The 26,228-nt window shown below is 68.5% G+C and carries 22 protein-coding genes, 1 other RNA gene and 1 riboswitch; of the genes, 11 read left to right on the top strand and 12 right to left on the bottom strand.

Annotation, left to right across the window (positions count from 1 at the left end):
- Positions 1-161 precede the first annotated feature (161 nt).
- Positions 162-953 carry an NRDE family protein gene (locus tag AC06E7_RS13885; protein WP_478065097.1) on the top strand — a complete coding sequence of 264 codons (792 nt, stop codon included), beginning with the start codon at positions 162-164 and terminating at the stop codon, positions 951-953.
- A gap of 89 nt (positions 954-1,042) precedes the next feature.
- A complete protein-coding gene (locus tag AC06E7_RS13880; RefSeq protein ID WP_184124729.1) occupies positions 1,043-1,531 on the top strand; it encodes a DM13 domain-containing protein in 489 nt (162 codons plus the stop codon).
- 53 nt (positions 1,532-1,584) lie between these two features.
- Here AC06E7_RS13880 and rnpB read toward each other — a convergent pair.
- Both rnpB and rsmI read right to left on the bottom strand, forming a co-directional pair.
- An RNA gene (gene rnpB / locus AC06E7_RS13875) (RNase P RNA component class A) lies at positions 1,585-1,936 on the bottom strand.
- 20 nt (positions 1,937-1,956) lie between these two features.
- Positions 1,957-2,778 carry a 16S rRNA (cytidine(1402)-2'-O)-methyltransferase gene (gene rsmI / locus AC06E7_RS13870; protein ID WP_093536101.1) on the bottom strand — a complete coding sequence of 274 codons (822 nt, stop codon included), beginning with the start codon at positions 2,776-2,778 and terminating at the stop codon, positions 1,957-1,959.
- A 68-nt stretch (positions 2,779-2,846) separates the two neighbouring features.
- Here rsmI and AC06E7_RS13865 point away from each other — a divergent pair, with 68 nt between their 5' ends.
- The 5 genes from AC06E7_RS13865 to AC06E7_RS13845 all read left to right on the top strand — a co-directional run bounded on the left by AC06E7_RS13865 (position 2,847) and on the right by AC06E7_RS13845 (position 11,795).
- Positions 2,847-4,565 carry a penicillin-binding protein activator gene (locus AC06E7_RS13865; protein ID WP_478065096.1) on the top strand — a complete coding sequence of 573 codons (1,719 nt, stop codon included), beginning with the start codon at positions 2,847-2,849 and terminating at the stop codon, positions 4,563-4,565.
- A 4-nt stretch (positions 4,566-4,569) separates the two neighbouring features.
- Positions 4,570-4,950 (top strand): YraN family protein, encoded by a 381-nt coding sequence (locus tag AC06E7_RS13860; RefSeq protein WP_478065095.1) that lies wholly within the window; start codon positions 4,570-4,572, stop codon positions 4,948-4,950.
- Between the two features lie 42 nt (positions 4,951-4,992).
- Positions 4,993-6,378, top strand: a complete 1,386-nt coding sequence (locus AC06E7_RS13855) for an FAD-binding oxidoreductase (RefSeq protein WP_478065094.1) — start codon at positions 4,993-4,995, stop codon at positions 6,376-6,378.
- A 264-nt stretch (positions 6,379-6,642) separates the two neighbouring features.
- Positions 6,643-9,075 carry an autotransporter family protein gene (locus AC06E7_RS13850; RefSeq protein ID WP_478065093.1) on the top strand — a complete coding sequence of 811 codons (2,433 nt, stop codon included), beginning with the start codon at positions 6,643-6,645 and terminating at the stop codon, positions 9,073-9,075.
- A 209-nt stretch (positions 9,076-9,284) separates the two neighbouring features.
- Positions 9,285-11,795 carry an autotransporter family protein gene (locus tag AC06E7_RS13845; protein WP_478065092.1) on the top strand — a complete coding sequence of 837 codons (2,511 nt, stop codon included), beginning with the start codon at positions 9,285-9,287 and terminating at the stop codon, positions 11,793-11,795.
- A gap of 16 nt (positions 11,796-11,811) precedes the next feature.
- On the opposite strand, the gene thiL is transcribed toward AC06E7_RS13845, so the two are convergent.
- The 5 genes from thiL to AC06E7_RS13820 all read right to left on the bottom strand — a co-directional run bounded on the left by thiL (position 11,812) and on the right by AC06E7_RS13820 (position 15,653).
- Positions 11,812-12,783 carry a thiamine-phosphate kinase gene (thiL, locus tag AC06E7_RS13840; RefSeq protein ID WP_320458077.1) on the bottom strand — a complete coding sequence of 324 codons (972 nt, stop codon included), beginning with the start codon at positions 12,781-12,783 and terminating at the stop codon, positions 11,812-11,814.
- A gap of 19 nt (positions 12,784-12,802) precedes the next feature.
- Positions 12,803-13,282 (bottom strand): transcription antitermination factor NusB, encoded by a 480-nt coding sequence (nusB, locus tag AC06E7_RS13835; RefSeq protein WP_478065091.1) that lies wholly within the window; start codon positions 13,280-13,282, stop codon positions 12,803-12,805.
- Positions 13,279-13,746 carry a 6,7-dimethyl-8-ribityllumazine synthase gene (gene ribH, locus AC06E7_RS13830; RefSeq protein ID WP_068854542.1) on the bottom strand — a complete coding sequence of 156 codons (468 nt, stop codon included), beginning with the start codon at positions 13,744-13,746 and terminating at the stop codon, positions 13,279-13,281. The genes nusB and ribH overlap by 4 nt, the downstream gene beginning before the upstream one ends.
- 183 nt (positions 13,747-13,929) lie before the next feature.
- A complete protein-coding gene (gene ribB, locus AC06E7_RS13825; RefSeq protein WP_068849203.1) occupies positions 13,930-15,045 on the bottom strand; it encodes a 3,4-dihydroxy-2-butanone-4-phosphate synthase in 1,116 nt (371 codons plus the stop codon).
- Positions 15,042-15,653, bottom strand: a complete 612-nt coding sequence (locus tag AC06E7_RS13820) for a riboflavin synthase (RefSeq protein ID WP_093536107.1) — start codon at positions 15,651-15,653, stop codon at positions 15,042-15,044. The genes ribB and AC06E7_RS13820 overlap by 4 nt, the downstream gene beginning before the upstream one ends.
- Positions 15,654-15,729: 76 nt before the next feature.
- A riboswitch (FMN riboswitch) is annotated at positions 15,730-15,874 on the bottom strand.
- Positions 15,875-16,028: 154 nt separating this feature from the next.
- Between AC06E7_RS13820 and AC06E7_RS13815 the strand changes: the two genes are divergently transcribed.
- From AC06E7_RS13815 to AC06E7_RS13805, 3 genes are all read left to right on the top strand, one after another.
- Positions 16,029-16,661 (top strand): outer membrane beta-barrel protein, encoded by a 633-nt coding sequence (locus tag AC06E7_RS13815; RefSeq protein WP_320458078.1) that lies wholly within the window; start codon positions 16,029-16,031, stop codon positions 16,659-16,661.
- A gap of 209 nt (positions 16,662-16,870) precedes the next feature.
- Positions 16,871-17,137, top strand: coding sequence for a hypothetical protein (locus tag AC06E7_RS13810; RefSeq protein ID WP_068849197.1), 267 nt, complete (start codon positions 16,871-16,873; stop codon positions 17,135-17,137).
- A complete protein-coding gene (locus tag AC06E7_RS13805) occupies positions 17,137-17,466 on the top strand; it encodes a helix-turn-helix domain-containing protein (protein WP_478065090.1) in 330 nt (109 codons plus the stop codon). Before AC06E7_RS13810 ends, AC06E7_RS13805 begins: the two co-directional genes overlap by 1 nt.
- 91 nt (positions 17,467-17,557) lie before the next feature.
- On the opposite strand, the gene ribD is transcribed toward AC06E7_RS13805, so the two are convergent.
- The 4 genes from ribD to glyA all read right to left on the bottom strand — a co-directional run bounded on the left by ribD (position 17,558) and on the right by glyA (position 21,083).
- Positions 17,558-18,640, bottom strand: coding sequence for a bifunctional diaminohydroxyphosphoribosylaminopyrimidine deaminase/5-amino-6-(5-phosphoribosylamino)uracil reductase RibD (ribD, locus tag AC06E7_RS13800; protein ID WP_478065089.1), 1,083 nt, complete (start codon positions 18,638-18,640; stop codon positions 17,558-17,560).
- Between the two features lie 131 nt (positions 18,641-18,771).
- Positions 18,772-19,293 carry a transcriptional regulator NrdR gene (gene nrdR / locus AC06E7_RS13795; RefSeq protein ID WP_068849191.1) on the bottom strand — a complete coding sequence of 174 codons (522 nt, stop codon included), beginning with the start codon at positions 19,291-19,293 and terminating at the stop codon, positions 18,772-18,774.
- A gap of 93 nt (positions 19,294-19,386) precedes the next feature.
- A complete protein-coding gene (locus tag AC06E7_RS13790; protein WP_320458082.1) occupies positions 19,387-19,830 on the bottom strand; it encodes a hypothetical protein in 444 nt (147 codons plus the stop codon).
- Positions 19,830-21,083: a serine hydroxymethyltransferase gene (gene glyA / locus AC06E7_RS13785; RefSeq protein ID WP_093536117.1), complete on the bottom strand. Its 1,254-nt coding sequence runs from the start codon at positions 21,081-21,083 to the stop codon at positions 19,830-19,832. The genes AC06E7_RS13790 and glyA overlap by 1 nt, the downstream gene beginning before the upstream one ends.
- 238 nt (positions 21,084-21,321) lie before the next feature.
- Between glyA and AC06E7_RS13780 the strand changes: the two genes are divergently transcribed.
- Positions 21,322-25,482 (top strand): autotransporter outer membrane beta-barrel domain-containing protein, encoded by a 4,161-nt coding sequence (locus tag AC06E7_RS13780; protein WP_478065088.1) that lies wholly within the window; start codon positions 21,322-21,324, stop codon positions 25,480-25,482.
- A 77-nt stretch (positions 25,483-25,559) separates the two neighbouring features.
- Here AC06E7_RS13780 and AC06E7_RS13775 read toward each other — a convergent pair whose 3' ends face one another.
- Positions 25,560-26,024 (bottom strand): RcnB family protein, encoded by a 465-nt coding sequence (locus tag AC06E7_RS13775; protein ID WP_068849185.1) that lies wholly within the window; start codon positions 26,022-26,024, stop codon positions 25,560-25,562.
- Positions 26,025-26,228: the final 204 nt, after the last annotated feature.

Genomic DNA, 26,228 nt, shown 5'->3' with positions numbered 1-26,228 from the left:
AGACTTGTTCAAGGCTTATCCACAAGTTGCTGTTTCGTCTCATTTTTTGAGATTGGGGCGAAGTTCAGGGGTGTGGAGGTGGCGTGAAACATCCCCGCGCATTCATCCGCCCCCATGCCCCAAGCGACCCGTTGCTGCGCAAAACCGGCACAATGCCGGGCATGTGTCTGCTTGCCTTGGCCTGGAAGGTCCACCCCCGCTGGCAGTTGCTGATGGCCGGCAACCGCGATGAATTCCATGCACGCCCCACCGCCGGGTTGGCGGCGTGGCCCGCACCGGACCTGGGCGTGCTGGCCGGGCGCGACCTGCGTTCGGGTGGCACCTGGGCCGGCGTCGGCCTGGATGGCCGGCTGGCGGTGGTGACCAACGTGCGCGACCCGCTGGCCCGGCAGACCGGCCCGTCACGCGGTGCACTGGTGGCCGACTACCTGCGCGGCACCGGGTCTGCGGCCGCCTTTGCCGACGCGCTGGCCGGCAACGCCCCGGCCTTTGCCCCGTTCAACCTGCTGCTGGCCGATCGGGACAGCTGCCAGTTCCTGGGCAACCACCCGCTGCTGCGGCAGACCCTGGCCCCAGGTATCCACGGCATGTCCAACGGCCCGCTGGACGCGCCATGGCCCAAGACCCTGGCCTTGAATGCCGCCCTGCAGGACTGGGTGGACGCCGGCCGCGAGGACCTGGCGCCGCTGTGGGCGGCACTGGCCGACGAGAACCGCGCCGACGACGCCCGACTGCCCGACACCGGCATTGGCCTGGAGCGGGAGCGCTGGCTGTCGGCCGCCTTCATCCGCAGCCCGGAGTACGGCACCCGGGCCAGCACCGTGATCGCACTGGATGCACAGGGCCAGGGCTTCATCCGCGAGCGTCGTTTCGACCCGTCGGGCGCGTGCGTGGGCGAGACCGCGCTCACGGTCGGCCCGCCCGGGCCGTTGCCCAGCCCCGCTGCAGGGTGAATGAAGCGGGGGCGGTCCGGATCGTTCCCGCCCGCTCGTCGCTCTTGTCTGGTACCGGCGCAGTTGGCGCCCTCCAGCCGAGACCCTTGATGAATCGACGAATTACCGTTTTCCTGGCCACCCATGTGCTGACCCTGGCAGCGGGCTTCGGCAGCGGGGTATACCTGTTGCCCATCCTTACCGCACCGGATGGGCCCAGCGCGTCCAGCGTTGCCGAGGCGATGGCCAACAGCACCCATGAAGCCCGCTTCCGCCGCGACCTCAAGGGCAGTGACGCGGTGCATTGGGCCGACGGCAAGGTCAGCGTGAGCCACAGCCAGATCGCCTTCGATGGCCGCATGGGCCCCGGCCCGGATTACAAGGTGTACCTGTCGCGCGAATACGTCGACACCCGCGGCGATTTCCTGCGGATCAAGCAGGACGCCACGCTGATCGGTGACGTAAAGACCTTCAACCGCTTCCTGTTGGACGTGCCCGACCACGTGGACATCGACGACTACACCACCGTGGTGGTGTGGTGCGAAGCGTTCAGCCAGTTCATCTCGGCGGCCCAGTATCGAATGGGCCCGCAAGCCTGACGAACGAGGAGCCCCCTTAGCTGAGGGGGCTTCTTCGCCGTCGGCGGAAAAAGCGGCAGAGCCGGCCGATAAGCCGGGTTTTGTCGTGGACAGTCATTCTTCTAGGCGCCACGTCACCGTGGCGCTCAAGCAACCTACCCGGTCCCGACGCGGGCCGCGCCATGAGGACCCTATTTGGTCTTGCTCCAGGTGGGGTTTGCCGTGCCGGTCTGTTGCCAGACTCGCGGTGCGCTCTTACCGCACCATTTCACCCTTACCGGCTCCCCGAAGGGAACGTAGGCGGTATCTTTCTGTTGCACTTTCCGTCGGCTCGCGCCGCCCAGGCGTTACCTGGCACCTTGCCCTGCGGAGCCCGGACTTTCCTCGGCATTCCCGAAGGAATGACGCGACTGTCTAGCCGACTCTGCCGTGCGCAGTCTACCAGCTCAGCTGCCGTAGAGGGCTTTTCGCGGGGCGCCGGTGAGTTCGGCGGCGAGTTTGGCGGCTGTTGAGGGTGGCAGGTGTTCGCTGAGCTTGGCGTACAGGCGGCGGCCCTGCGCGAGCTGGGCTTCTTCATCGTTGGCCGCACCCTGCACCATCACCACGAATTCGCCTTTGCGCTGGTTGTCGTCGGCTTCGACCTGCTGCAGCAGGCTGGCCAGGTCGCCGTCGAGCACAGTCTCGAACAGCTTGGTCAGTTCGCGCGCCAGCACTGCGGGCCGTGTTGGGCCGAATGCGGCCACCATGTCTGCGAGCGACTCCGCGATGCGGTGTGAGGATTCGTAGAACACCAGCGTGCGGGTTTCCCCTGCCAGCGCCTGCAGGCGTTCGCGGCGGCCGGACCCCTTGGCCGGCAGGAAGCCTTCGAAGGTGAAGCGGTCGCTGGGCAGCCCGGCCACGCTGAGCGCGGCAATGGCCGCACAGGCGCCGGGAACCGGGCTGACCCGGATGCCGGCTTCGCGCGCGGCACGGACCAGCCGGTAGCCGGGGTCGCTGACCAGCGGCGTGCCGGCATCACTGACCAGCGCCAGCGATTCGCCCGCCTGCAGCCGCGCCACGATGCGCTGGGCCAGCACCTCTTCATTGTGGTCGTGCAGCGCCACCAGCGGCTGCTGGATGCCGAAGTGGGCCAGCAATTGGCCGCTGCGGCGGGTGTCCTCGGCGCAGATCGCGGCCACCGAACGCAGCACCTCCTGCGCCCGCGGCGTCAGGTCGGACAGGTTGCCGATCGGGGTGGCAACGACATACAGCGTGGGGACAGCACTCATCGCAACGGCACTCACAGGTCAAGGGTAGAATCCTAACGTGTACGAGCCACCCTCGAATGGACCTGATGATGAACAAGCCCGCCGCACGCATCTCCGCCCTGTCGTTGTCGCTGCTGCTGCTTGCCGGCTGCGCCACGACCAGCCTGACCAGCGCCCCGGAATCGCCGGCGCAGAGCCAGGCCCTGGCGCTGATCGACCAGGGCAAGCCGCGTGACGCCGCCGTACAGCTGGAAGCGCTGGCCAACACCCTGCGCGGCAACGCCCGCGGCGCCGCGCTGGCCGATGCGGCCTTTGCCTGGCGCGAGGCCGGCGACAACGCCCGCGCGCGCAGCCTGCTGGCCCAGGTCACCGCGCGCCAGCTCAGCGGCGCCAGCCTGCAGCGCTTCCAGCTGACCAGCGCCGAGTTGGCCCTGGCCGACAAGCAGCCGGCCCAGGCACTGGCCTTCCTGAACGAATCCTCCGACACCGTCTCCGCGCCGCTGCGCACGCGCTGGCAGCTGGCGCGCGCCAACGCGCTGCAGGCCACCGGCGATGCAATGGGTGCGGCCACCGAGCGCGCCCGTGCGCACGCCGCGCTGACCGGCCAGGCACGCACCGACAACCAGCAGGCCATTGCCGGCCTGCTCGGCACGCTGGACGATGCCACCCTGCGTGCCCGCGCGGCCGCGCTGCCGGCCAACGAGCCGCTGTACAACTTCGCCGGCCGCGCCCTGATCGCACGTGGGCTGCCGCTGCCGCGCCCGTTCGACCGTGATGGCGTGGCCCAGTTCGACACCAGCAAGCGTCCGCCGGCGATGAGCGATGGCTACCGCCCGCCGGTGAAGATGGCCGTGCTGCTGCCGCTCAGCGGCCGCCTGGCCACCGCCGCCCAGCCCGTGCGCGATGGCCTGCTCAGCGGCTACTACGGTGAAAGCCGGCAGCGCCCGGATATCCAGTTCATCGATACCGCCGGTACCCCGGCCGGCGCCGTGGCCGCGTATGACAAGGCCGTCGTTGCCGGCGTGGACTTCATCGTCGGGCCGCTGGGCCGCGATGAAGTGGACGCCGTGTTCGGCCGTACCGAACTGCCGGTGCCGGTGCTGGCACTGAACCGCGGCAAGAGCAGTCCGCCGGCCGGCAGCGCCGGTTTTTCGCTGGCACCGGAAGACGACGGCATCATCGCCGCCGAGTACCTGCGCAGCCGCGAACGCAGCAAGGTGCTGGTGCTCCACAGCAATGACGACAACGGCCGCCGTACCGCCGCCGCCTTCCGCGAGCGCTTCACCCAGCGCGGCGGCCAGGTGCTGGCCACGGTGGGTGTGAGCGACACCGTGGGCGACATCGGCGCGCAGCTGCGTGCCGCCGGCGCGGTGGACGGCGTGCTGCTGGCGGTGAAGGCACCGCAGGCGCGCGCGCTGGCCCCGCAACTGGCGCTGGCCGGTGTGGGCGGCGCCACCCGCGTGGGCACCTCGCAGCTGACCCTGGGCACCGGCAAGCCGGAAGAAGACATGGCGCTGGACGGCATCGTCTACCCGAACGAAGCCTGGAACGTGCGCGGCGTGGCCGGCCTGCCCCCAGCCGCGACCGCCGGGCAGATCCTGCCGACCGCGCGCGGCGCGGCCGGTCGCCTGTTCGCATTCGGTTTCGACGCCTGGAAGATCAGCGCCTACCTGGACAAGGTCGCGACCGAAGGCGGCCTGGCCGGCGCGACCGGGACGCTGTTCCTGGACAGCAATGGCAACGTCCTGCGGGTGCCGGCGTGGTCGACCTTCAGCGGCGGCCGGCCGATGCCGGTGGGCAACAACTAAGGCCATGCCCACCCAGCGGGCGCAGCGCGGGGCGGCGGTGGAAACCGCCGCGCTGGCGCACCTGCGGCGCGCCGGGCTTGCTCCGGTTGCGCGCAACGTCCGCTACAAGGGCGGTGAGCTGGACCTGGTGATGCGCGATGGCGACACCACCGTGTTCGTGGAAGTGCGCTATCGCGCCACCGCCGATTTTGGGGGTGGCGCGGCCTCGGTGGACCTGCGCAAACGCCGCAGACTGGTGTTGGCCGCACAGCTGTTCCTGCAGTCGCATCCCACGCTGGCGCAGGGACCCTGCCGTTTCGACGTGATTGATGCCAGCGGCGACCCACCCCGCCTGGACTGGTTGCGCGACGCCTTCCGGCTGGAAGACTGCGGTTTCGATCGATGACTATGAGGGCCGCCCAACGGGCGGCGCTACCGGATGGCTGCAATGACGACGACCCTGCCTGCTGAATTTTCCGCCACCCTGCAGGCGCTGCTCGGTGAGGATGGCTGGCGCACCGATGCCACCACGCTGGCTGCACATGCACAGGACAACTCCTGGCGGCATGCGCTGCCCAACGGCGTGGCGCTGCCGCGCGACCGCGAGCAGGTGCAGCAGATCGTGCGCGCCTGCCGCGCACACGGGGTGCCGGTGGTGGCGCGCGGCGCCGGTACCGGCACCACCGGTGCGGCGGTACCGGTCAACGGCAGCATCGTGCTGTCGTTCGCGCGCATGGACCGCATCCTCGACATCCAGCCGGGCAACCGCTGCGCGGTGGTGGAACCGGGCGTGCTCAATGGCAACCTGCAGCACGCCCTGGTCGGGCACGGGCTGTTCTGGGCACCGGATCCGTCCAGCGCCGATATCTGCAGCATCGGTGGCAACCTGGCCTGCAACGCGGGCGGCCCACGCGCGGTGAAGTACGGTACCAGCCGCGACAACGTGCTTGGGCTCGTTGCGGTCACCGGCGCCGGTGAACTGATCCAGTGCGGCGGCGCCTATACCAAGGACGCCACCGGCTACGACCTGACCCACCTGCTGGTGGGCAGCGAAGGCACCCTGGCGCTGATCGTGGAAGCCACCTTGAAGCTGACCCCGTTGCCGGTGGCCCAGGCCGGGCTGCGGGTGCTGTACCGCGACGCGGACGCGGCGGCGGCGGCGGTGTCGCGGCTGATGGCGCAGCCGGTGGTGCCGACCCGGCTGGAGTTCATGGATGCGCGCAGCCTGGAGCTGCTGCGCCGCAATGGCGCCGAGGTGCCGGAGGCCGGCGCGATGCTGCTGGTCGAAGCCGATGGAGACCACGACACCCTGCCCTACCTGCTGCAGGCCTTGGCCACGGCCGCCGAAGGCGACGGCATGCTGGCGCTGGATGTGGCAATGGAAGGCAGTGCGCGCGAGAAGCTGTGGGCCGCGCGCAAGGCACTGTCACCCGCACTGCGCAGCATCGCGCCGGGCAAGATCAACGAAGACGTGGTGGTGCCGGTGTCGCGCATTCCGGACCTGGTGGCCGGTGTGCAGGGACTGGCGCAGCAGTACACGCTGACCATCGTCACCTTCGGCCATGCCGGCAATGGCAACCTGCACGTGAACATCCTGTACCACCCCGACGACGCGGACGAGAACGCGCGTGCGCAGGCGGCGTTGCCGAAGATCTTCGAACTCACCCTGGCGCTGGGCGGCACGCTGTCGGGCGAGCATGGCATCGGATTGGCCAAACGCGACTTCATGACGCAGGCCTTTACGCCGGCTACGTTGGCGGCGATGCGCGCGATCAAGCACGCACTCGACCCGGACGACATCCTCAATCCGGGCAAGGTGCTGCCGCCGCTGTAATCGACGACGTTTTCGCCACGTCGTCGCAAAGGGCGGAGCGCGTCACGCGCAAAGTGTGATGCTTTGCAATTCCTTGCATGGGCCGCGCGCGCATCGCTGCGCATTCTTGTCGCCCCCTGGACATCCGGCCTGCCTGCGCAACAGCGTGCTGCGCGACCGGCCTGCCTGCATCCCAACGCTGTGCCGATGGTCGGGTGTCCCTCTGCCCTCCGACCAGAACGCCCGACGATGATGCCAAACCGCTCCTCCTCCGCCCGTGTTTCGATGCGCCCGCTCGCGTCCTCCCTGATGCTGGCCCTGCTGATGCTCCCACCGGGCGATGCCAGCGCACGCGAACTCGACGGCGAAGCGCACGAAGTCACGCAGGGCGATCCCCAGGAATGGTGGCTGCTGACCAACGGCGCGGACCTTCTGGTCAATGGAGGCCGCACGTACAGCATCAGCGCACGGGACGGCAGCCTGGTCACGCTGATGAATGCACAGGTCGAACGCGAGCATTCCAACGCGGAAGCCATCGAACTGCGCGGTGGCTCCGCGCTGATGTCCAGCTACTCGCGCATCGAGCACGGTGGCATCCGCTCATGGACCAGCTCCTCGGTATACCTGCACTACAGCCGGGTCACTATTGGCGAGGAGGCCCCCGAGTCCGTCCCGACGGTCGGCATCATGATGATCGACAGCACCACCGACGCCCGGGTGACGCTGGATGCCTCGACCCTCCACGTGGTGGACAGGCCGGATCACCCGCATTACGCCACGGGCATCGGCATTCGCCACGGCGCGGGCGTAGTGGAACTGCTGAACGGCTCGCACATCGATGCGGGCAACGTCGGGGTGATGCTTCACGACAGCCGTGGCGACGGCCGCTTGATCGTCGAGGAGTCGACGATCCTCTCCCGCCGCGGTGCGGCGATCGAGGTCCTGGATGCCAATCACACCTATGACGTGCGCATTGCCAACGACGCCCGCCTCACCGGTGGCGACGGTCATCTGCTGCGCGTGCGCAACTCGACCGACGCCGCAGGTGGCGGCCAACCGCATGTCAACGTGGTGGTCGACAACGCACGCCTGCAGGGTGACATCACCCTCGATGACAGTGCCGCTGGCGGGCGTATCGACCTGCTGCTGGAGAACAACGCGCGCATCGAGGGCCGCCTGTCCAACGTGACCTCGGCGGGAATCGGCAGCGGCAGCAGCTGGCTGCTGACCGGCGACAGCAGCGTCGGCCACCTGCAGCTGGACGGTGCCGGCACGGTTGCGCTGGGCAGTGGCGTCGCATTCAACACGCTGAGCGTGGACAACTTCGTGGGCAACGGCGGCACCCTGGCCTTCAACACCGTGCTCGGCGATGACGCCTCGCGCACGGACCGCCTGGTGATCACCGGTGATGCCAACGGCCAGGCCAACGTGCGCGTGCTCAACGTGGGCGGCGCCGGCGCGAAGACCGACCGTGGCATCGCGCTGATCAGCATCGTCGGCGAATCCAACGCGCAGTTCGACCTGGTCGGGCGTGCCGTCGGCGGCCAGTACGAGTATTTCCTGGTCAAGGGCATCGACGGCAGCTGGTACCTGCGCTCGGAGGGCGGCCCCACGCCGGATCCGTGCGAGGTTGATCCCAGCCTGCCGCAGTGCGAGCCGATTGATCCGATTGATCCGGTCGACCCCGTTGATCCGGTGGACCCGGTGGACCCAATTGATCCGGTAGATCCCGTCGATCCAGTGGATCCGGTCGATCCCGATGAGCCCGCGGATCCCGTCGATCCCGGACAGCCGGCTCCCGTGCTTCGCCCCGAAACCGGCGCCTACCTGGCCAACCAGTTCGCGCTCCACCATCTGCTGCGCCACAGTGCGCGCGAGCGCACCGCGCAGCACGCGTCTACCCGTGGGAACGTGCGCGCGTGGGCGACGCTGGATGGAACCCATACCCGGCTGGGCGCGGTCAAGGACCAGCTTGCGCTCGATGTGGACCGCTCGCGCCTGCTGGTCGGCACCGACATCGGCGCGTTCGCTGCCGACCGGGGCCGCGTGGGCGTGATGCTCACGGCCGCGCAGTCGCAGGCGACCTCGCGCTCGTCCCTCACCGGCTACCGCGCACGCGGCAAGGTGGAAGGCGGCGCGGCAGGTGTGTACGGCAGCTGGCGCAATGACGCCGTGTCCGTGGATGCATCGGTGCAGCGCGGCCGGTTCCGCAACCGCGTGGAAGGCGATGGCCTGCAGACCGAGCGCTACGACGCGGACCTGTGGCAGTCGTCGCTGGAAGTCGGCTACCGCGTGGATGTCGGTCGCATCGGCGCCACGGCGCTGAGCCTGCAGCCGGAGCTGCAACTGCTCCATACCGATGCTGCCATGGACGTGCATCGCGAGGGCAACGGCACCACGGTACGCAGCCTGGGCGACCACGGCCTGTCGGGCCGGCTGGGCATGCGCCTGGAAGGCGCGACCGAGCGCAGCAGTGGCACCATGTCCCTGCAGCCGTACGCAACGGCGAACTGGTATCGCGACGGGGCCGGCAACGGCATCGCCTTCGACGACGAGGCGCTGCGCGCCAGCACCCCGCGCAACCGCTACGCGCTCGGCGCGGGCGCCCGCGTCGGTGTCGGCCGGGGCGTTTCGGCATGGGGTGGGCTGGCGCTGACGCGCGGCGATGGCGGCTACCGGGAAACCGCCGCGCAGCTGGGGCTGTCCTGCGACTGGTAAGCACGTCACGCGCAAAGTGTGACGCTTTGCAATTCCTTGCATGGGCCGGGCGCGCATCGCTGCGCATTCTTGTCGCCCCCTGGACACCCGGCCTGCCACACGGCCCCGCGGTGGATGCGCGGACTTTGGCCACGTCGTCCCACGCCCTCCTGCAGCCAACGCCGTGGTGATGGTCGGGAGTCCTCTGCCCCCGACCAGGACGCCAGACGATGATGCCGCCCCGCCGTACCCGCCCCACCCCTCTTTCGATGCGCACCTCGTTGGCCAACAGCGTGATGCTCGCGCTGCTGGCGCTGCCGTTGGGCGGCCTCGCCGCGCGCGAACTCGACGGGGAAGACCAGACCGCCGTGATCGGGCCCGGGGACGGCAGCGAGTCGTGGTCCCTGCGCAACGGCGCCTCACTGGTGGTCCATCTTGGCCAATCGCGCTCGATCGATGCCGACAGCGGATCGCACGTCACCTTGTCCGGTGCCACCGTCACCCGCAATGCCAACTACGGCCGGACGGCCGTACTAAGCGGCGGCGCCAGACTGGAGGCAGCCGGCACCCGGTTCTTGGGCGGCGGGCTGTGGCTCAACGGTGCGTCTTCGGCCCACCTGGTCGGCAGCGACATCCTGATGGAGAACCTCGGCGCGGACTTCGTCGGCGGGAGCGTGGGCATTGCGCTGCTGCCCTTCGATGGGTCCGACCACGGCCCGATGCAGGTGGTGCTGGATTCCAGCCGCGTCCACGTCCGCGACGTGGAAGGCGTTGCCGACCGCGATTCGGGAGTGGGCGTGCGCCTGGACCACGGCCGGGTGGACATCCTCGACCGCTCGCACATCGAGGCCGCGAACGTAGGCGTTCTGTTCGAAGGCTTGGTCGGCAGGGACGGTGTAGGCCACGTCCGCGTGGACAATTCGACCATCCGCTCGGGCCGTGGCGCCGCCATCCATGTCAACGCGCTCTACACCGATGCCTCGGATCGCCTTTATGACATCGAGATCGTCAACGGTTCCCAGCTGTTCGGCGGCGATGGCAATCTGCTGCGGGTTGACGGCAACCCGAACGCCGGGCAGCGCTGGATCAACTTCAGCGTGGACGATGCGCAGCTTGCAGGCGATATAAGCGTGAACGGGGCGGGCGACAACCTCCATGTGGACGTGGCCCTGCGCAACAGTGCGCGCATCGAGGGCCGATTCCTCGGTGTCGGATCGGCCACGCTGGGCACGGATGCCTCCTGGCAGTTGACCGGCGACAGCAGGGTGGGCCGCCTGCGGATCGACACCACCGGCACCGTCGCGCTGAGCGATGGAACCACCTTCAACACCCTCACCGTCGATGATTTCCTGGGCAATGGTGGCACCCTGGCGTTCAATACCGTGCTCGGCGATGACGCCTCGCTCACGGACCGCCTGGTGATCACCGGTGATGCCAACGGCCAGGCTGGCGTACGCGTGCTCAATGTGGGCGGTGCCGGCGCGAAGACCGACCGTGGCATCGCGCTCATCAGCATCGTCGGCGAATCCAACGCGCGGTTCGACCTGGTCGGGCGTGCCGTCGGCGGCCAGTATGAGTATTTCCTGGTCAAGGGCATCGACGGCAGCTGGTACCTGCGCTCGGAGGGCGGCCCCACGCCGGATCCGTGCGAGGTTGATCCCAGCCTGCCGCAGTGCGAGCCGATTGATCCGATTGACCCCGTTGATCCGGTGGACCCGGTGGACCCGGTGGACCCAATTGATCCGGTAGATCCCGTCGATCCAGTGGATCCGGTCGATCCCGATGAGCCCGCGGATCCCGTCGATCCCGGACAGCCGGCTCCCGTGCTTCGCCCCGAAACCGGCGCCTACCTGGCCAACCAGTTCGCGGTCCACCACCTGCTGCGCCACAGTGCGCGCGAGCGCACCGCGCAGCACGCGTCTACCCGCAGCGACGTGCGCGCCTGGGCGACGCTGGATGGAACCCATACCCGCCTGGGCGCGGTCAAGGACCAGCTTGCCCTTGATGTAGACCGCTCGCGCCTGCTGGTCGGCACCGACATCGGCGCGTTTGCTGCCGACCGTGGCCGCGTGGGCGTGATGCTCGCGGCCGCCCGGTCGCAGGCGACCTCACGCTCCTCCCTCACCGGCTACCGCGCACGCGGCAAGGTGGAAGGCGGCGCGGCAGGCGTGTACGGCAGCTGGCGCAATGACGCCGTGTGGGTGGACGCATCGCTGCAGCGCGGAAAGTTCCGCAGCCGCGTGGAAGGCGATGGCCTGGAGACCGAGCGCTACGACGCGGACCTGTGGCAGTCGTCGCTGGAAGTCGGCTACCGCCTGGATGTCGGTCGCATCGGCGCCACGGCGCTGAGCCTGCAGCCGGAGCTGCAACTGCTCCATACCGCTGCTGCCATGGACGTGCACCGCGAGCGCAACGGCACCACGGTACGCAGCCTGGGCGACCACGGCCTGTCGGGCCGGCTGGGCATGCGCCTGGAAGGGGCGACCGACCGCGGCAGTGGCGCCGTGTCCCTGCAGCCGTACGCAACGGCGAACTGGTACCGCGACGGGGCCGGCAACGGCATCGCCTTCGACGACGAGGCGCTGCGCGCCAGCACGCCGCGCAACCGCTACGCGCTCGGCGCGGGCGCCCGCGTCGGTGTCGGCCGGGGCGTTTCGGCATGGGGCGGGCTGGCGCTGACGCGCGGCGATGGCGGCTACCGGGAAACCGCCGCGCAACTGGGGCTGTCCTGCGATTGGTGAGCGCTTCGGTTCGGCGCTACAGCTCGGTGAAGTGCTCGTAGCCGCGATGGCCGGTGGTTTCGCCACCGGCATCCACGCCCTGGCCTGCCACGATCGCGCCGATGCGGGTGAGTGGCAGCGCCAGGCGCGCGGCGATGGCCTCGACCGCCCCCTGTTGCGCAGCGGCGGCGGTGAAGCAGAGTTCGTAATCGTCGCCGCCGCGCAGCGCGGCCTCGCGCGCATGGGTCAGACCCACCCGTGCCCGCGCTGCGTCGGACACCGGCAGGCGCTCGGGGTCCACGCGCGCGCCTACGCCACTGCGTTCGCAGATGTGTCCCAGGTCCGCCAGCAGGCCATCGGAGATATCGACGGCCGCATGCGCCACACCCACCAGCGCGGCGCCGAGGGCCACCCGCGGTGTGGGCCGGGCCAGGCGCTGGCGAAGGTAGTCCACCGGCGCATCTTCGGCGGGCCGACGCACGTCGAGGGTACCGCCCTGCCAGGCGCGCAGGGCCACGGCGGCGTCGCCGAGCGTGCCGCTGACCCAGACATCGTCGCCCACCTGCGCGCCATCGCGGCGCAGTGCCGCACCCGGCGCCACCTGCCCCATCGCGGTCACCGACAGCGACAACGGGCCACGCGTGGTGTCGCCCCCGATCAGCACGATGTCGTGCGCATCGGCCAAGGCGAAAAAGCCGTCGGCAAACGCATCCACCCAGTCCGGGTCGGCGTCGGGCAGCGACAGTGCCAGCACGCACCAGGCCGGCTGCGCGCCCATCGACGCCAGGTCGGAAAGATTCACCGCCAAGGTCTTCCAGCCGATGTCATACGCCGGGGTTTCCGCAGGGAAATGCACGCCGCTGTTGAGCGTATCGGCGGTGACCACCAGCTGTTGGCCGGCACGCGGCTGCAGCAGCGCGGCATCGTCGCCGATGCCGAGCACCACATCGGCACGCGCGCGGGTGCGCGTGCGGATGCGTTCGATCAGGGAGAATTCGGCGAGGGACATGGGCGTTCCCCGACCCGGCTCAGTGCCCGCTTTCGACCTTGCGCCACTCCACCGCAGCGCGATCCAGCACGCCGTTGACGTAAGTGTGGCCGTGTTCGGAACCAAACTTCTTGGTCGATTCGATCGCTTCGTTGATCACCACGCGGTACGGCACGTCCATGCGGTAGCGCAGCTCGAACGCGGCCACGCGCAGCGCGGCACGCTCGATGGCGTCCACTTCCTCGATGCCGCGGTCCACGAACGGATCCAGCGCCTCGTCGAGGTCCTTGCGGTGGTCGAGCACGCCGCTCACCAGCGCCTCGAAATACGCCAGGTCGGCGATCTCGCGCGCCTGCTCGTGGGCGAACTGGGCGATCAGGGCCTGCGCGTTGCCGCCGGAGATCTGCCAGGCGTAGATCGCCTGCAGGGCACGACGACGCGCGCGCGAGCGCAGCACCGGGTCGATGCCATCGCGGCGGACCGGCTTGCCGGCGGGCTTGCCCGGGTTTGACTTGTTCACGGCAACTGCTCCAGAAGATTGACCATTTCCAACGCCGTCAGTGCGGCTTCCTCACCCTTGTTGCCGTGGCTGCCACCGGCGCGGGCCTCGGCATCCTCGGCGCGTTCGACCGCCAGCACGCCATTGAGCACCGGCACGCCGAAATCCAGCTGCACACGCATCAGGCCTTCGGCGCAGCGGTCGGCCACGTGTTCGTAGTGGCGGGTGTCGCCACGGATCACACAGCCCAGGGCGATGATCGCGGCATGTTCGTGCGCTGCCGCCAGGCGCGCGGCCACCAGGGGCAGTTCCCACGCGCCCGGCACCCGGATCACGTCGATGGCCGCTTCCTGGATCCCGTTGCCGGCCAGGCTCTGGCGCGCGCCGGCCACCAGCACGTCGGTGATGCGGGCATTCCAGCGGCTGGCGAGGATGGCGAAACGGGCCTGTTCCGGTGTCCGGAGATCGCCTTCGTAGTGGCTCATGATCGGCGTGGGGTCCATTTAATAGATGAATATTCTAGCGCATGGCCGCGCGTAGCCGGATTGCGGCACGCTGCGGGACGGGTCGGGTGGAAAAGCCCCCTGAGTCAGGGGGCTGCCGCGAAGCGGCGGGGGTCTGGGTGATGGTAAGAGGGGCCCGCGGTTTGCGAAGCAGATCGTGGGGCGTCAGCGCGCATGCGATGACGGGCTCCCCACCGTTTCGATGATCTCCAGGCCGTAGCCGGCCAGGCCGATCTGGCGGCGCGGGGTGCCCAGCACGCGCAGCTGGCCCAGGCCCAGGTCGGACAGGATCTGGGCGCCGGCACCGTTGCGGCGCCACTGGCTCACGTCCTTGTCCTTGCCCGGGGTGACCGGCTGCGGCTGCTGGCGCAGGCGGGCCAGCAGGCTGTTGCTGTCACGCGGGGCCGACAGCACCACCATCACGCCGCGCTCGGCGGCCGCGATGGCGCGCAGGGCGTCGGTGGACGCCACGCCGAAATCGTCGCGGCGCCAGTGCAGCAGATCGGCCAAGGGGTTCTCCACCTGCACCCGGACCAGGGTCGGCTGGGTATCGGGGGTGCCGCGGACCAGGGCGAAATGCAGGTCGTGTGCGATCCGGTCGCGGTAGGTCACCAGCTTGAACGGGCCGAATTCGGTGTCGATCTCACGCTCATCGACCCGTTCGACCGTCTTCTCGGTGGCCAGGCGGTAGGCGATCAGGTCGGCGATGGAGCCGATCTTCAGGCCGTGCTCGCGCGCGAACACCTCCAGCTCCGGGCGGCGCGCCATGCTGCCATCGGGGTTGAGGATCTCCACCAGCACCCCGGCCGGCTCCAGCCCGGCCAGCATGGCCAGGTCCACACCCGCTTCGGTATGGCCGGCGCGGGTCAGCACGCCGCCCGGCTGGGCGATCAGCGGGAAGATGTGCCCCGGCTGGTGCAGGTCGGCCGGCTTGGCATCGGGCTTCACCGCCGTGCGGATGGTATGCGCGCGGTCGTAGGCCGAAATGCCGGTGGTGACGCCTTCGGCGGCCTCGATGCTGACCGTGAAGTTGGTCTGGAACTGGGCGGTATTGGCCTGCACCATCGGCGCCAGGCCGAGGTCGGCGGCACGTTCGCGGGTCAACGGCAGGCACACCAGGCCACGGCCGTGGGTGACCATGAAGTTGATGTCCGACGGCTTGACCAGTTCGGCGGCCATGATCAGGTCGCCTTCGTTCTCGCGGTCTTCGTCATCGACGATGACCACCATGCGGCCCAGGCGGATGTCCTCGAGGATTTCGGGGATGGGAGCGAAATTCATGCGCGGGTGTCCTGTACCTGGGGGGCGACCAGCCGTTCGACGTAACGGGCGACCAGGTCGATTTCGAGATTGACCGCACTGCCCACGCCGGTGGCGGCAAAGGCGGTGTTGGCCACGGTATGCGGAATAAGCGCGACCTCGAAGCCGGCGTCATCCACCTCGTTGACGGTCAGGCTGACCCCGTCCACGCAGATCGAGCCCTTCTTGGCGATATAGCGCAGCAGACCGGCCGGCGCGGCAAAGCGCCAGCGCTGGGCGCGCGCGTCCTCGTGGATGGACAGCACCTGGCCGAGGCCGTCCACATGGCCGCTGACCAGGTGGCCACCGAGGCGGTCGGTCGGGCGCATGGCGCGCTCCAGGTTGATCACCGCACCCGGCGCCAGCTGGCCCAGCGTGGTCAGGCCCAGGGTCTCGGTCGAGGCATCGGCCTGGAACGAAGTGGCATCATGGGCGATGACGGTCAGGCACACGCCGTTGATGGCGATGCTCTCGCCGAGCTGCACGTGCTCGAACGGCAGGCTGCCGACGTGGAAGGTGAAGCGGACATCGCCGCCGAGGGGATCGCGTGCGGCCACATGGCCGACGCCTTCGATGATTCCAGTAAACACTAACGTTCTCCGCGAAAAGTGAGCGAAAAACGCCGCAAGGCAAACAGGCGGGCGCAGGGCCATGCAGGCCCTGTAGCACCGTCTTCTTTCATCCGGACTATACCGTCGGCTCCGGCATCGGACCGGATCTGCTGACCTTCCGGCGGGGCCGGAAGCGCTCGCGGGCTCGTGCTTGCGCACCTACCGCCGGTGGGGAATCGCACCCCGCCCTGAAGACGTTTGTATACCGGCGAACCGGCGCGGCCATTGTAGCAGCGCTGGCTGAGCGCTCGCTTTCTGTAAACAATTTGTTAAGATGCGCCGCGCGGCGATGATCGCCGCCCTGCCGCCCACGACGGGCTGGCTGAAATGGACCTCACTTTCCAAGGAATTCCGATGCGCAAGATGCTCGTCCTGGCCGCCGCCCTGCTGGCCGCCGCTCCGATGGCCGCCTCTGCTGCCGACGCCATGAGCTACACCTATGTTGAAGGCGGCTGGACCCAGCTGCAGGTCAGCACCCCCGGCAGCAACCCCAAGCTGGACGGCGGCTTCATCCGCGGTTCGTTCGCCATTGCCGAGCAGGTGTACGTGTTCGGCGGCTACAGCACTGTTTCCGAGACCTACCACCTGGAAGACAGCATCGGCGAGTACCGCATCAAGAACACCATCGACCAGCCGGAGGCAGGCATCGGCTACCACATGCCGTTCACCGACCGCCTGGACTTCACCGCGGACATCGCGTGGATGCGCATCAACAACGAAGTGAAGTTCGAGGACGGCGAGTTCAGCGAAACCGAGAAGGTGCATACCAATGCCGGCCGCGGTGCGCTGGGCCTGCGTGGCAAGCCCTCGCGCGCGACCGAAGCCTGGCTGAAGGCCGGCTACATCGACGGCAGCGACATGGACGGCGAGTGGATCGGCACCCTGGGCGGCCAGGTCAGCTTCAACCGCAACTGGGGCCTCATCGGCGAAGTCCAGTACTTCGACGACATCACCCAGTACTCGGTCGGCGTGCGCGCCAGCTTCTAAGTTACTGATCGGGCAGCGCTAACCCGCGCCATGATCGACGGGCCCCGCAAGGGGCCCGTTTTTTTTGGGCAAGCGGTGGCAACCTATCGCTTTCCGGAACTTGATCGAATACTCGAAAAATACACAGAGTGAGGTGTGAACGGCTGCCCCTTCTGGTGTGATGGTGCAAGGTAAGGTGGCTGGCAACCCTACGCAGATAACGTATACTTATGCACGCCGTGTTCGTGGAGATGCCGGCGTTCTCGCGCCACCGTGCCGCCTACCTCGACAACGATGGGCTCTGCGCGCTTCAGCAGTTCCTGCTGCGGGCGCCGGAGGCTGGCGACGTGATCGTAGGCACTGGCGGTCTCCGCAAGCTTCGCTTTTCCGACGACCGCAGGCAGCGTGGCAAGGGCGTCCAGGACGACCTGGACGCGATGCAGAAAAGACTGTTGAAAAGAATGCTTGAGGCCGAACTTCTGGCGAGGACCACATGATGAAACGCGACGTATTTGCCGAGCTTGTCGAAGGGCTGCACGCGCTGGAGGACGAGCGCTCGGGGAAGAGCACGCTGCGCACGCACAACGTTCGACTGCAGCCGTTGCCCCCGCTGCATGCGGAAGAGCTGGTCGCGATCCGTGAACAGCTGAACATGTCACGGCCGGTGTTTGCCACGTACCTGCGTACCAATGCTCGCACGCTGGAGAACTGGGAGCAGGGCCGCGCGCGTCCCAACGCGCAGGCATCGACCCTCATTCGACTGGTGCAACAGTTTCCACAGACCGTTCGCCACCTGGAGGCGCTGCAGCCGGACGTCGCCTCCTGATCTGCCCGCCGCCGTGCGGCGCCACCCGACCAACGGTCGGGTGCTACCGGCCTACCCGAGGCGTAGTGCCACGCCCTGCGTGGCAGAAGCCTCACACGCGCAGCAACAACCTCAGATCCGCTCCCACCTGCCGCTGATCGACGACCCGCAGCCGTCGCTGCTGCGCCATGTCGTGAATGCCCAGGCCGCCCAGCAGCGGCCGGCCATGCTCTCCCAGCAGCGTGGGCGCCTGGTACAGCAGCAGCTCATCGACCCAGCCGCCGGCCAGCAGCGCGCCGGACAGCGTGGCCCCGGCTTCGGTATGCACTTCATTGATGCCGCGTTCGGCCAACAGCGCCAATACGGCACCCAGATCCAGTCGCCCGTCCAGGCTGGGCACGCTGGCAAATTCGGCATCGGCCGCATCAGGCGGGCTCACCGACGCATCGTGCAGGTACAGGGTCGGCGACCCACCTTCGCGCACCCGCGCGCATTCGAGCGACCGAAGGCGCGTATCGAGCACCACCCGCAACGGCGGCATGACCTCGGTATCGGCCAGCCGCACGGTCAACTGCGGGTCATCGGCCAACACGGTATCGGCCCCGGTCAGGATCGCACCGGCTCGTGCGCGCCAGCGCTGCACGTCAGTGCGGGCCGCGTCGCCGGTAATCCACTTGGAGGTGCCATCGGCCATCGCCGTGCGCCCGTCCAGGCTGGCGGCCAGCTTCACCCGCAGCCACGGCCGGCCACGTTCAACGCGCGACAGGAAGCCACGATTCAACTCACGCGCCTGCGCCGCCATCAAACCTTCAGCCACCTCGATGCCCGCCTCGCGCAGCAGCACGAAGCCGCCGCCATCCACCTTGGGGAACGGGTCGCGCATGGCCGCCACCACCCTGGCTACCCGGGCCTCGATCAATGCCAGCGCGCACGGCGGGGTGCGCCCGTGATGGGCGCAGGGTTCCAGGGTCACGTAGGCGGTGGCACGGCGCGCCTCTTCGCCGGCCTGGCGCAGCGCGAACACTTCGGCGTGCGGGCCACCGGTGCGCTGGTGCCAGCCCTCGCCGACCACCCGGTCGCCGTGCGCGATGACGCAGCCGACCATCGGGTTGGGCCGGGCGGTGAACCGGCCGCGTTCGGCCAGGCGCAGCGCGCGGGCCATGTGCAGGTGATCCAACGTGGAGAAATCGCTCATGGCGGGCATGGTAACGCCAAGCCCCGGCAGAGCGGACTGTCAGTCCGCTGCCGCCAAGGCATGGTAGGGCGGACTGTCAGTCCGCTGCTTCGGCAAGAAGCGGATCAAGAGCAGCGGACTAACAGTCCGCTCTACCCCTTCTTTTTTTTGGTCAGGGCGATCACATCGCCCAGCAGCTGCAACTGTTCGGTACTGGACGGCAGCTCGCGTTCGAGCTTCTCGATTTCCTCGCGGAAATCGGCCACGTCCTCGAAGCTTCGGTAAACCGAGGCAAACCGTACATATGCCACGTGGTCGAGCTTGCGCAGTTCGTTCATCACGAACTCGCCGACCTTGATCGACGGAATCTCGCGCTCGCCGCACATGCGCAGTTGCTGCATCACCGCGCGCACCGCCAGTTCGATCTTGTCTTCGGGCACCGGGCGCTTCTGCAGCGCGCGGTCGAAGCCCACCCGCAGCTTGCGCGCATCGAACTGCTCGCGGCTGCCATCGCTCTTCACGATCGCCGGCAGCTTCAATTCGATGGTTTCCAGGGTGCTGAAGCGCTCGCTGCACGCCTCGCATTCACGCCGACGGCGGATCGTCGCACCGTCTTCGGAGACGCGCGAGTCGATCACCCGGGTATCGGCATGCTGGCAGAACGGACAGTACATGGAACGCCTTGCATCGGAGAAACGTCATGCCGTGGTCACGGCAGCGTCGCAACGGTACCTGAGAAGACCCCGGCGTACAAATCGCGATGTCGATCAGGATTCGCCGGCAGCGGCCGGAACCGTCCGCAACCAGAGCAGATGCGCGCTGCAGACCAGCAGGGGCGGACCCACGAGCAGATAGCCCAGCGCCCGCCACGAGCTGCCGGAAAGCGAGTTGTAAGCGACCAGTGCGACCACGCCCAGCGCGGCCACCACGCCCAACCCCAGCCCCACCCACGGCAGCAGGCCGGTGCTGCGCAGGGCGGTTCGCCCCCTGCGCAGGTAGACCACGCTCAGCCAGGCCCAGCCCAGCAGGCCACACACCCCGGCCAAGGCCCATCCCAGCAGGAACAGGCCTTCACGATTGGCCATGTAGCCGTGGCGGTCGAAGAAGACGTACAACGCCAGCCCGGCCACGCCGCCACCGGCGACCAGCGCGGGCAACCCCAGCAGCAGCGCCTGCGCGATGTACAGGCGCCGCTGCAGGGTCTCGCCCATTACCCGTAGACCGGGTACTTGCGGCACTGCGCGCTGACCGCATCGCGCACGCGGGCGATCACCGCCTCATCGGCCGGGGCGTCCAGCACGTCGGCAATCCAGTTGGCCAGTTCGACGCAGTCGGCTTCCTGGTAGCCGCGGGTGGTCACCGCCGGGGTGCCCAGGCGCAGGCCCGAGGTCACGAACGGCGAGCGCGGGTCGTTGGGTACCGAGTTCTTGTTGACCGTGATGTGGGCCTTGCCCAGCGCGGCTTCCGCGTCCTTGCCGGAAACGTCCTTGCCGATCATGTCGACCAGCATCAGGTGGTTCTCGGTGCCGCCGGAGACGATCTTGTAGCCGCGCGCGATCAGCGTGGTGGCCATCGCCTGGGCATTCTTCACCACCTGCTGCTGGTAGGCCTTGAAGCCCGGCTCCAGCGCTTCCTTGAAGGCCACGGCCTTGGCCGCGATGACGTGCATCAGCGGGCCGCCCTGGATGCCCGGGAACACGATCGACTGCAGCTTCTTCTCGATCTCTTCGCCGGCGCCCTTGGCGATGATGATGCCGCCACGCGGACCGCGCAGGGTCTTGTGCGTGGTGGAGGTGACCACGTGCGCGTGCGGCAGCGGGCTCGGGTACACGCCGGCGGCGACCAGGCCGGCCACGTGGGCCATGTCCACGAACAGGTAAGCACCGACCTTGTCGGCGATGGCGCGGAAGCGCGCCCAGTCCACCACCTGCGAATAGGCCGAGAAGCCGGCCACGACCATCTTCGGCTTGTGCTCCAGGGCCAGGCGCTCGACCTCGTCATAGTCGATCAGGCCCTGCTCGTTCACCCCGTACTGCACGGCGTTGAACAGCTTGCCCGAGGCGTTGACCTTGGCACCGTGGGTCAGGTGGCCACCATGGGCCAGGCTCATGCCCAGGATGGTGTCGCCCGGCTGCAGCAGCGCGAAGTACACGGCCTGGTTGGCCTGCGAGCCGCTGTGCGGCTGCACGTTGGCGTAGTCGGCATCGAACAGCTGCTTGAGGCGGTCGATCGCCAGCTGCTCGGCGATGTCCACGTATTCGCAGCCACCGTAGTAGCGCTTGCCCGGATAGCCTTCAGCGTACTTGTTGGTCAACTGGCTGCCCTGGGCTTCCATCACCGCCGGGCTGGTGTAGTTCTCGCTGGCGATCAGCTCGACGTGGTCTTCCTGGCGCTGGGTTTCGGCGGCGATGGCCTTGGCCAGTTCGGGATCGTAGGTTTCGATGCGGACGTCACGCGGGAACATCGCTTACTCCAGGCAAAGTGAGGGGAACGACAGCCTTCCATTGTAAGGCCCGCAGCCGGGGCTGGCCCGTGCCGAAGGGCCGGTTTGCACCCCCGCGCGCAGCTCTGGCCAAAAATCTGAACTGCGACGCCGTTCCTTGAATTGTTCAGATTAATCGGTCCAGCGACCTAAAGACGTTCAGCCAGAGGCCGTTATTGCCACCTCAGGGAATCGTTTTCATAACAAACAGGGGTTGGCTGTGAATCATGTGTATCGCGTGGTCTTCAATCACGCGCTGAAGTGCATGCAGGTTGTGTCCGAATTTGCCGATGGCGCACGTACCCGCGCCCGCATCGACCGGCGCTCGCCGCGCCTGGCGCCGCTGGTGGCCGGCATCGCGCTGGCCTGCGCCGCGCCGTCCGCCTTCGCCGGCCTCAACGGCTGGAACGAGTTCCGCGGCACCATCGACAACGGCTGGTCCAATGCCGGCAATTGGGAGTCCGGCGAACCGACCGGCGGGTCGGTGGCTGCTTATATCGACGGCAACCGCACCGCCGAGGTCACCGCGACCGGTGAGCGCACCAACCACATCCACGTCGGCTATACCACGCGCGGCAACCTGTCGATCCTGGGGGGAGGCCAGCTGACCTCCGCGACCATCTTCGTCGGCACCGGCGAACGCGCCGGCACCGCGGCCACCGCCGACGGCCGCATCACCATCTCCGGCGCCGGTTCGACCTGGACTGCGCTGACCACCATCGGCGTCGGCCACCTGGGCAATGGCCAGGTTGACGTCGACAACGGCGGCACCCTGGCCATCGGCACCGACGCTTACGTCGGCGCAGGCCCCACCGGCACCGGCCTGGTCAACGTAGGCGGTGCGGCCTCGCGCTTCACCAATGGCCAAAACCTGTTCTTGGGCAATGAGGGCAACGGCACCGTCAAGGTGTTCGATGGCGCGCAGATGACCAGCGTGACCGGCTACGTCGGCAATACCCGCACCGGCGTGGGCGTGGCCGAAATCTCCGGCGCCGGCAGCCACTGGGCGAACACCGGTGTGCTCAACATCGGCGAGTACGGCACCGGCACCGTGAAGGTGGTCGACGGCGCCAGCGCCGAAGTACGCGGCGCGCTTTACCTGGGCAACCAGGCCCTTTCGGCCAGCCTGCGGTCGCGCGGCGACCTGATCGTGTCCGGCGCCGAGTCCCGCTTCGTGCAGAGCGGCAGCGAGACCGTCGTCGGCAGGGCGGGCGTGGGCGCCATCCAGGTGTCCGATGGCGCCAGCGCCAGCTTCGGTGCCACCACGCTGGGCATGACCCCGAGCGGTGTCGGCACGGCACGCGCGACCGGCGCGGATTCCCGCCTCGAGGCGCTGTCGCTCACCCTCGGCGTCAACGGCTGGGGCCGGGTGGACGTCGACAATGCCGGCACCATCGCGGTCGCCGATGATGTTGAACTGGGTGCCAGCACCAATGGCACCGGCGTTCTGGTGGTCAGCGGCGCCGATTCGCAGTTCACTGCCGGCGGCACCCTGCAGCTGGCCAACGTCGGCTACGGCACGCTGCAGGTGCTTGATGGCGGCCAGCTGACCAGCGCAGCGGCGGTCGTGGGCACCGCCCGCACCGGCGACGGCACCGCCGAGATTTCAGGCGACGGCAGCCAGTGGCTGAACACGGGTGCGCTCAGCATCGGTGAACTCGGCAAGGGCGTGGTCAAGGTCCTCGACGGTGGCCGGATCGATCTCCAGGGCGACCTGCGTGTTGGCAACAGCGGCACCTCGGCCAGCGACCGTTCGCGTGGCGACCTGCTGGTTTCCGGCCCGGATTCCAGCGTCGAGCAGATCGGTGGCACCACGGTGGTGGGCAATGCCGGCGTAGGTGTGATCGATCTCTCCAACGGCGGCACGATCGCGCTGGGCAACGTCCTGCTCGGTGAGTCCGCCGCTGGCAGCGGTACCGTCGTGGTGACGGGCGCGGGCTCGACCTGGCGCAGCGATTCGCTGAGCGTGGGCGAATCCGGGCAAGGCAGCTTCACGGTGAGCCAGGGCGGCAGCGCCGCCATCAGCGGCGGCATCGTCCTGGCCCGCAATGCCGGCAGCACCGGCACCGTCACGGTGACCCAGGATGCGGTGCTTGATGTGGGTACCGGTGTGTCCAGCGCGGCGTTCTCCAACGGCGAAGGCACTGCCAGGTTTGAGATGGCAGGCGGCACCCTGCGCACCGGCACCGAGCTCGCGCTCGATACGGCCGTGCTGCTCAGCGCCGATTCGACCTTCGATGTCGACGGCAGCCTGACCGCCTCGCGCGCCTTTAGTGGCCCGGGCAAGCTCTACAAGACCGGCACCGGCACGCTGACCCTGCAGGGCGACAGCACCGGCTGGAACAGTTCGCTGCAGGTACGCAACGGTGCATTGGCCCTGGCCAACAGCGCCGCGCTCGGCGGCGGCTGGCTGGCCATGGCTGACGGCACCACCCTGGCCTTGGGCGACGCCGTGGCCTTCAACAATTCAGTGCAGTTGCAGGGCGAAGTCGCCGTGGCAGTGGCCGCGGGTGAAACCGCCACCCTGGCCGGCAATGTCAGCGGCAACAGCAGCAGCACGCTGGTCAAGCGCGATGGCGGCACCCTGACGCTCGGCGGTGGCACCACCGGCGGCCTCACCCGCGTCGAGGAAGGCACCCTGCGCGTGAACGGCAATGCCCTCAACGGCGGCAACGTCGAGATCGAAAGCGCTGGCACCTTCGAGATCGACACCACCCGCGTGCTGACCTACGCCGGTCAGTTCAGCGGTGAAGGCACCCTGCGCCAGGGCCGCCACTTCCTCACCCTGACCGGCGACAGCAGTGCCTTCGCCGGCACCACGTGGGTCGACGCGGGTGTCCTGACCGTGCAGGGCGCGCTGGGCGGCGAGCTGCACATGGAAAACCGGGCCCTGCTGACCGGCACCGGCAGCGTGGGCAGCGTGTTCCTGCACAGCAACAGCGTGCTGTCGCCCGGCGCAAGCCTTATCGGCACCATCGGCCGCCTGTCGGTGACGGGCGATCTGGTGTTCGACCCGAGTGCGACCTACCAGGTGGACGTGGCCGCCGATGGCCGCAGCGATGTCGTGGACGTGGCCGGCACCGCCACGCTGGGCGACGCCGGCACCGTGGCAGTCGCCGCCGCCGGCGACTGGCAGGTATCCACCCGCTACACCGTGCTCAGCGCCGCCGACGGCGTCAACGGTACCTTTGCCGGGGTCACCAGCACCTTCGCCTTCCTTGATCCGACCCTGAGCTACGACGCCAACAACGTCTACCTCACCATGGCACGCAACGACATCGCGCTGCCCGACGTGGAACTGGCGTTCCCCGAGGTGGTGGTCAACGACAACCAGCGCGAAGTGGCGACCGCCGTGGAAGCGCTGGGCGAGGGCAACCTTGTGTACGACGCGGTGGTGCGCCTGGAAGTACCGCAGGTGGTGCCGGCGTTCGACAGCCTGTCTGGCGAAGTGCATGCGGCCACGCGTGGCGCGCTGCTGCAGAACCGCTTCCTGCACGATGGCATCGACCGCCATCTGGATGGCCGCGCGATCAGCGGCGACATCCTGCCGGGCGTGCGCGCCTGGGTGGCCGGCAGCGGTGGACAGCTGCGTACCGATGCGACTGCTGCGAACGCAGCCACCCGCGTCCAGCAGCACGGCCTGATGGCCGGTGCCGGCTGGCAGCTGGGTGACACGCTGGAACTGGGCGTGGCAGGCGGCCAGCAGACGCTGGACAACCGTCTGCGCGAGCGCGCAGCCGTGGCCGAGACCGATGCGACCGAGTACGGCGTGTACGCGAACTACCGCTGGCAGGGCCTGAGCCTGCGCGGCGGCGTGACCCGCGCCGACTACCGCACCGACACCACGCGCACCGCACAGGTGGGAACTGCCTTCAGTGAGAACCTGCTGGCCCGCGAAGACGCCACCGGCACCACCGCGTTCGTGCGCGCCGGCTGGACCTTTGGCGGTCCGCGCCTGCAGCTGACCCCGGAGATCGAACTGGCCCAGGTGCGGCTGGAAAGCGATGGCAGCCAGGAACGGGGCGGCGACAGCGCCCTGCACCTGGGTGCGGCCGACAGCCGGTACCGCACCGGGCTGGCCGCGTTGAAGGCTGACTGGGACATCAGCGGCGGGCTGCAGGACCGTGCCGTGCTGACCGCGCGGGTAGGCTGGCAGTACGCCGATGGCGATCGTCTGCCCACCACCACCGCGCGCTTCGTGGGCGGTGCGCAGGACTTCACCATTGCCGGTGCACCGCTGGCACGCAGCAGCGTGCTGGCCCAACTCGGCGTGGCGGTGAGCCCCAGTGCCAACAGCCGCCTGTCACTGCAGATGCAGGGGCGTGACGGTGACGGCCAGCGCGATGTGGGCGCGCAGCTGGATTGGTCGGTGGCGTTCTGACCGGCTGTTCCGCTCTGTAGAACGAAGAAGCGCGCCCTGGGGCGCGCTTCTTCGTTTCGGGGTGTTGCGTTCCGGGCTTACCGGTTGTTGATCACGTAGTCGGCGATGATGCCGGTGGCGATGGCGACCAGCAGCAGGTTGCCACGGTCGTCGCGGATCCAGTGGTGGTCACGCGGCGGGCGGCGCACCGAGTAGCGGCTGTAGTCATTGACCACGTAGACCGGGCCCCGGTAGTACTCGTTGTAGCGGTGGCCGCGGGCCCAGCCGTAACCGCGGCCCGGGGCCGGCCGGTAGACCACGCGCGGCGGCGGTGCCGGGCGGTAATAGCCCCGGTTGTCGTAGTAGCGGCGGTCGTGGTGGGCTTCACGGCGGTCGTCGCGCCAGTCGCGGCGGTCGTCGTGGCGGTCATGGCGACGGTCATGACGATCATCATGGTGGCGGTCGTGGCCACGGCCGCGATGGTCGTCGGCGAAGGCCGGGGCGATGCTGCCCAGCGCGAGCAGCGAGGCCACGGTCCCGACCACAATTCGATTCATGCGCATGTCTGGCCTCGCTTGGTGAGTGATGGCTCCATCATGCTGACGTCGTCTGAACGGTTTCCGGCTGGAAACGGTTTCCAATTCAACCGCTTTGACGACCCATTCAGGCAGCGGCAAGGCCCGCCCCAGGGGCCGGCCGGCGGGGGTCATCGCTTCGGGCTATAATTGGCGCCATCCCTTTTCATCTGTGCTTGTTCCTGACGGAAC

The sequence above is a fragment of the Stenotrophomonas sp. Steno-Z4 genome (assembly GCF_056393145.1).
The sequence above is the reverse complement of the archived record's forward strand: the minus strand, read 5'-3'. Positions and strand labels throughout refer to the sequence as shown.